5 protein-coding genes are annotated in these 6867 nt (G+C 47.6%); 1 reads left to right on the top strand and 4 read right to left on the bottom strand.

Features of this window, described 5'->3' with window-relative positions:
• Nucleotides 1-456: 456 nt before the first annotated feature.
• The 3 genes from HMPREF2872_RS08785 to carA all read right to left on the bottom strand — a co-directional run bounded on the left by HMPREF2872_RS08785 (nt 457) and on the right by carA (nt 2549).
• Nucleotides 457-846 (bottom strand): endonuclease domain-containing protein, encoded by a 390-nt coding sequence (locus HMPREF2872_RS08785; protein ID WP_070632996.1) that lies wholly within the window; start codon nt 844-846, stop codon nt 457-459.
• A gap of 171 nt (nt 847-1017) precedes the next feature.
• Nucleotides 1018-1275 carry a SemiSWEET family transporter gene (locus tag HMPREF2872_RS08780; RefSeq protein WP_003686764.1) on the bottom strand — a complete coding sequence of 86 codons (258 nt, stop codon included), beginning with the start codon at nt 1273-1275 and terminating at the stop codon, nt 1018-1020.
• Nucleotides 1276-1418: 143 nt separating this feature from the next.
• Nucleotides 1419-2549, bottom strand: a complete 1131-nt coding sequence (gene carA, locus HMPREF2872_RS08775; protein WP_070632994.1) for a glutamine-hydrolyzing carbamoyl-phosphate synthase small subunit — start codon at nt 2547-2549, stop codon at nt 1419-1421.
• Between the two features lie 394 nt (nt 2550-2943).
• On the opposite strand from carA, the gene pilC reads away from it, so the two are divergent.
• Nucleotides 2944-6162, top strand: a complete 3219-nt coding sequence (gene pilC / locus HMPREF2872_RS08770) for a PilC family type IV pilus tip adhesin (protein ID WP_070632991.1) — start codon at nt 2944-2946, stop codon at nt 6160-6162.
• 275 nt (nt 6163-6437) lie between these two features.
• On the opposite strand, the gene HMPREF2872_RS08765 is transcribed toward pilC, so the two are convergent.
• A partial coding sequence (locus HMPREF2872_RS08765; protein ID WP_141752866.1) for a transposase occupies nt 6438-6867 on the bottom strand: 430 nt, incomplete at its 5' end.

Below are 6867 nucleotides of genomic sequence, written 5' to 3'. Positions count from 1 at the left end.
CTCTCTAACTCTCTCCCACGGGAGAGAGGACGGGTCGGCTGTTGGGATTAAGGGGGCTGCAAGGAAAATAGGTTTTGCAGGCTGCTTTTTTACTTTTCAGACGACCTGAAATCAACGGTTGTAAATCCAAGTTGCTTTTCAAACTGCCTGCAACCGTAAAACCTGCTGCAACCTGCTCCCTCCCCTGTGGGGGAGGGCTGGGGAGAGGGCATTCTCCGAATTTCGGCAACCTTTCCCAACACCTAAATCTCCCAAATACAAGCCTTGCGGCTTGTTGCTCTCTCTCTAACTCTCTCCCACGGGAGAGAGGACGAGGTGGTTGTTCGGGTTAAGGGTTCTGCAAGGAAAACAGGTTTTGCAGTCTGCTTTTTACTTTTCAGACGACCTTTATAAATGCTCAATTCAGGCAGCCTGCACCTTATAATTTTTAATAATTTAATCAAAATCAGCCATCTGCTACCGTGCAGACTGCTTTTCCAATTTCTGTAACACGCGCAGGATTTCCGCCAGTACATCGTTTGTCTGCTGCAAAATTTCGTGGTTCCAAAAACGCAGCACGGTAAAGCCCAAGCTGTTGAGATATGCTGTCCGCGCGTGGTCGTATGCGGCTTGTTCTGTGTGCTGCCCGCCGTCTGCTTCGACAATCAGCTTGGGCGTTACGCACATAAAATCAACAATATAATTTCCCATCGGCTGCTGGCGGCGGAATTTATAGCCGTTCAGACGGCCTGCCCGCAGGTGCTGCCACAATTTTGCTTCCGCCTCGCTCATTTCTTGACGCATGGCTTTGGCGCGTTGATGCAGGGAGGGGTTGTCGGCGGTCAATAGTTTTTCGGGCGGGTTCATTTTTGTTATCGGAGGTGTTTGTGCAAGCCTTGCGGCTTGCTGCCCTCTCCCTAGCCCTCTCCCACGGGAGAGGGGATGGGATTGCTGATTGAATTAAATGTTGCGGCAATACAATCTTTTTTCAGACGACCTTTTGCGTTTTTATTTTGTACATGCCGTCTGAAAACTTCCTTAAAAGCTGGTGATAAAGGTAATCAAGCCCAAAATGATACCGGGGGCGTTTGCCAGCATGACGGGGTAGTCGCGTTTTTCTTTCAAAAAGCCGTAGGCAACCCATAATGTGCAGTTGATGGCGGCGACGAGGGGTTGCAGCGGCGAGCCGGGGTTGCCCGCGAGGTTGTTTTGGATTTGCGGGATATAGGAAACGTACATACCTACGGCGGTCAGGGTGGCGACGACGGAGAGTACGCGCATTTGTTTTTCAGTCATGCTTTTCCTTTCTGATTTGAGGGGTTGGTTTTTCAGACGACGTTTTGTGTTGAGGGGTCGTCTGAATTTTTGTTTTTATATTTTTGGTTTTATCGGGTTTCAGACGACCTTTGTTGAGTTGAGAGGTCGTCTGAAAAGGCGGCTTATTGTTTTGCCGCTTTCATATTGTCAATGAATTTGTCAAACAGATAGCCGACATCCTGTGGGCCGGGGCTGGCTTCGGGGTGGCCTTGGAAGCAGAACACGGGTTTGTCGGTCAGCTCGATGCCTTGCAAGGTATTGTCGAACAAGGATTTGTGGGTAATCCTTGCGTTGGCAGGCAGGGTGTCGGCATCAACGGCGAAGCCGTGGTTTTGGCTGGTGATGACGACTTTGCCGCTGTCCAAATCTTGTACGGGGTGATTTGCGCCGTGGTGGCTGAAGTGCATTTTCAGAGTTTTTGCGCCGATGGCGAGGCTGATGAGCTGGTGTCCCAAGCAGATGCCGAAGATGGGTTTGCCGCTTGCCATCAGTTTTTGCACGGCTTCGATGGCGTAGGTGCATGGCTCGGGGTCGCCGGGGCCGTTGGAGAGGAACACGCCGTCGGGGTTGAGCGCCAACACGTCTTCCGCGCTGGTTTGGGCGGGGACGACGGTCAGGCGGCAGCCGCGTGCGGCAAGCATACGCAGGATGTTGGTTTTCACGCCGAAATCGTAGGCGACGACGTGGAACGGCTGTTCGGCAGGGGTAACGAAACCTTTGCCCAGCGCCCATTCGCCTTCGGTCCATTCGTAGGCTTCTTGGCAGGAAACTTCTTTTGCCAAATCTTTGCCGACCATGCTGCCAAACGCGGCGATGAGTTCTTGCGCTTTTTCAACCGTAACGTCCGCGCCGGTCAAAATCGCGCCACCTTGTGCGCCTTTTTCGCGCAGCAGCGTGGTCAAGCGGCGGGTGTCGATGTCGGCGATAGCGACGGTTTTGTTGCGCACCAGATAGTCGTGCAGGCTTTCGGAGGCGCGGAAGTTGCTGTGCAGCAGCGGCAGGTCGCGGATAATCAAGCCTGCGGCATAAACGCTGCGGCTTTCTTCGTCTTCGGCGTTGGTGCCAGTATTGCCGATGTGGGGGTAGGTGAGGGTAACGATTTGTTTGCAATAGGACGGGTCGGTCAGGATTTCCTGATAGCCGGTCATGGAAGTGTTGAACACGACTTCGCCGGAAGTCGAACCTTCGTAACCGATTGATGTGCCGTGAAATACGCTGCCGTCAGCGAGAACGAGAAGAGCCGGAGTGGTCATGATGGAATCCTGTTTGCCTGATGATGGTCGGTTCGAAAAAAATGGGTCAGGCCGTCTGAAAAATAAAAATTGTTTACAAAAAAGACAGCCTTCGGAAATCTCGGCTAAAAAAAAACACGCTCCGCAGCTTTGATTTTGCTGTGTAACGTGCTTTTTCAGACATAGCTGCCTATGCCGTAGAAGCAATGCATTCTACGTCAAAAAGCCATATCGTTCAAGCTGTGTTTTGGCAACGGATTTTCCCTTTACAATCATGAAGTCTGTTTCATTTTCGCCATTGTTCGCCACATTAGACAAAAAAACAGCCCGAACCCCACATAAATGACATCGTAAATGTTAGAATCGCATTCCGAGAAAATAAAAACAACGTCATCATCCGTTAACCGACGATTTTATGAAAAAAGAACGCATTATGAAAAACAAATCTTCACGTTGCCCCGGCTCCATCCGTCCGATGATTTACAGCATCGCCTCCGCGCTCGCCTTGATGAGCGGGGTGGCAAATGCCGCAGCAGGCGAGTTCGCCAAAGTCCCACTGTATCTGCAAAATGAATCTAAAATTAATAAACAGCCCGAAGTTAAACACAACATTATGCTGTTTATTGATGATTCAGGTAGTATGGATGAATATATTGGCAGTAAAACCCGTATTCAGATTACAAAGGATGCGTTAAGTAAAGTTTTGGAGGAACATGGTAGTACATTTAACTGGGCATTGCAGACTTTAAATAATAGCGGTGGGAGCGATACTCCTGATGACAAAGGATTTACCATGCCGGCAACTGAGATTGCCAAGAGGGTAAAAAGTATTAAGGCCAAAGGAGGTACGCCGACTACCTCGCGTTATTTCGAGTTGGTCAGTCAAATTGTGATGCCGAATGTGAAATACCGTTGCCAGAAATCATATGTGGTTTTGATGTCTGACGGTGATGCCAATTTGAGCTGTGGTTTGGATAATACAGGATACAAATGGCCTAAGTCTGATTTTAAATATGGGGATTTAAGCCGCTATTCGGATTATTATCGACGAAATATTTCTCTGGAAGAACCAAAGTATAGAGAAGCATATAATTATTTTGGGTATAGGCAGGCGGGTTCTTGTCAGAAGCGGGAATTGGGGGCATATGATACCTCTTGGGATATAGATGATGGCTTAGCTTTCTTCAGTAAAAAACTTGCAGAGCAGGATTTTAAAACCGACGGAACGGATGCTGCAGGTAAAAGCTGGAACGGCGATCCTAAAGATCCTGCCGATTACAGTAAACAACTGGTGCAGACCTTTACCGTAGGCTTCGGGCAAGGTATTTCGCCCACAGGAAAGAGGTATTTGCAGCTGGCTGCCAGCCGCCCCGAGTATTATTATGAGGCAGATAAACCCGAAAGTTTGTCGAAGGTATTTAACGACATTGTAGAGCAGATTAAATCTGGCACGAAAAATGTGGGTTACGACGATGTTGGTGCGACCGCGCCTGCAACGACCAGCAGCAGCCTGCCTGAGATGTCGGCAGTTATCGGTTTGAAAACAAACTCTTGGAGTAGCCAGATTATTTTCCAAAGATTAGGGAAGGATGGTCGTCGTAGTGAAGAATTGAAGCTGTACCCGTCGTTTGCAAACCGTAAAACCCTGATTAATACGGGTTCAAGTACTTATTTTATTAATAATATTCCCAATAATACTTTAAACAATGCCTATTTTGATATTGCAGATGCAGCTAATGGTAAAAATTCGGATGAATGGCGTGATTTGCTGAATTGGACGGGGCGTATCGGTGATGATAAATCAATACAAGATAAATCAAAAAACACACCGTACAGTCAAGTTTACCGTATTCGGGAAGGTGATCAGCGTGATTTGGGCGATATTTTGGACGGTTCGGTTGCTGCTATCGGTAATAAGGCCAAGTATAAAGTTGGCAACGATACGATCAAGCGTCAGAAATATATGGTTGCGGCTGCGAATGACGGCATGGTGCATTTGTTCCAAACCTCGTCAGATGCAAATCATCCGTATGAACTGAAAGTCAGCTACATCCCTTCGACAATGGAGCGGGATGTCGCAGATGGTAATAATGTGAAGACGGTTACTTTGGCAAAAGTTTTGAAAAATATTGCCAAAGACAGCTATACGTCGTCTATTACCAATCATGAATATATGGTTAACGGCGGATTTACCTTGCGTCAGACTTCTGAAAATGATACTCAGCGCGTATTTATGTTTGGTGCGATGGGTCAGGGTGGTCGTGGTGCCTATGCCCTGAATATCGGCGGTAATGTAGATAAAGCTACCAAAACAGGTTTGGATGTCACTGATACCGAGTGGAATAAAACAGTTCCATTGTTTGAAACCATCAAAGGTGAGAAAAACACATTGGGCTATACCATTGGTACGCCGCAAATTGGGCGTGTCTCGGTCAGCAGACCTGCCGATAACGGACGTGTAGATATAAAAGAAAACATTCGCTATGCAGGTTTTCTTGCCAGCGGTTATCGTGTTGAAGATAAAGCCGATACGAAAAATGAAACAGCATTGTATGTATATGAAATGCTAGGTAAGGAAGTTGGTACAGGCGATAAGCGTGGTAACGATACAGGTAAAGCACCGGGCGATTTGTTGAAAAAAATCGAAGTTCAAGACGGTGTAGGCGGTCTGTCCACGCCGACCCTTGTGGACACTGATTTTGATGGTGTAATTGATGTTGCGTATGCGGGCGACCGTGGAGGCAATATGTATCGTTTTGACCTGCGCGGCGAAAAACCGGACAACTGGAAGGTTGTTAAAATCTTTACGGGTTCACCCAGCAAACCGATTACCTCCGCACCTGCCGTTTCACGCCGCAGAGCAAACGAATATGTCGTGATTTTCGGTACGGGCAGTGAGATTTATCAAAATGATCTGACCAATAAAGACAAGCAATCTATTTACGGTATTTATGAAGATTTGACACCGAATCAGACCGTAACCGCTGCTTCCGAAAGTGATTTGCAGCAACAAGAGTTTCGTCCTGAAGAAAAAGGAAAAGAAGGCTATATTTATCTAACTAACAACCAGGTTGCCAAAACCCAAAAAGGTTGGAAAATCGATTTGCGTGATGGTGAACGGGTAAACGTCAAACCGACTATGATCTTGCGTACTGCTGTTGTGACTGTGCGTCGCTATGATTCTGTTACAGAGGAAAAATCTGCAGGTGCCGATGTTTGTTTACCAGCAAGTACGAGCGTGAAAACTGCAGCAAAAACTTCGTTCATTGGTGTGAATGCTGATAATGGAGGTGCATTGAACGCACGCAGCGCGCGTTTTACGCCTGATACCGTTATTCGGAAGCTGGACGGCTTTGGTATGCAATACGCCAATGGTTTGACTCAGGATGGGGTTATCAACTTTACCTTCCTCAATCCGAGCAAATTGGATGATTCCCCTGTGACCGCAGACGGGGATTCAGGTGGTACGGGTACGGATAAAGAGCTTTCTGTTACGTCGAGTACGCCAAATAACAAATGCTTCTCCAATAAAGTAACCCGCAGCCTACTGTTAAATAAGGGTGAGTCTCTGGCAGTTGAGGGTGGTCGTATCTGTGGTTTGAAACGTATCAGCTGGCGCGAGCTGTTTTTCTGATTGGTTCGTGCAAACGAATGAAGACCAAGAGGTCGTCTGAAACTTGGAAACAGGTTTTCAGACGACCTTTGTTTTATAGTGGATTAACTTTAAACCAGTACGGTATTGCCTCGCCTTGCCATACTATCTGAGACCTTTGTAAAAAAGTCTTTCCCCCAACAGCCGAAACCTAAACAAAGGTTTTCGGCTGCTTTTGTTTCAAATATCCACTGATTCTATTCAAATACCCCTTAATCCTCCCCGGACGCCTCATAATCAGGCATCCGGACCGCCTTTTAGGCGCAAACAGGCACACTTAGCATGTTGGCGGCTTTCAACAGGTTTAAACACATCGCCTTCAGATGGCTTTGCGCACTCACTTTAATCAGCCCGAAATAGGCTGCCCGGGCATAGCGGAATTTACGGTGCAACGTACCAAAGCTCTGTTCGACCACATAACGGGTCTTTGACAAATATCGGTTACGTTTGGTTTGCGCTTCCGTCAGCGGACAGTTGCGGTGGGCTTTGCGCATAATGCCGTCCTGCAGCCGATGCTCTTTCAGATGTTGCCGGTTTTCCTTACTGTCGTAGCCTTTGTCGGCATAGACGGTCGTATCTTTGGATAGTCCTTCCAACAAAGGCGACAGGTGGTTGCACTCATGGGTATTGGCGGGGGTAATGTGCAGTTTCTCGATATAGCCTTCTTCATCGGTACGGGTATGTTGT

Source organism: Neisseria sp. HMSC069H12 (genome assembly GCF_001812735.1).
GTDB lineage: Bacteria > Pseudomonadota > Gammaproteobacteria > Burkholderiales > Neisseriaceae > Neisseria > Neisseria subflava.
The sequence above is the reverse complement of the archived record's forward strand: the minus strand, read 5'-3'. Positions and strand labels throughout refer to the sequence as shown.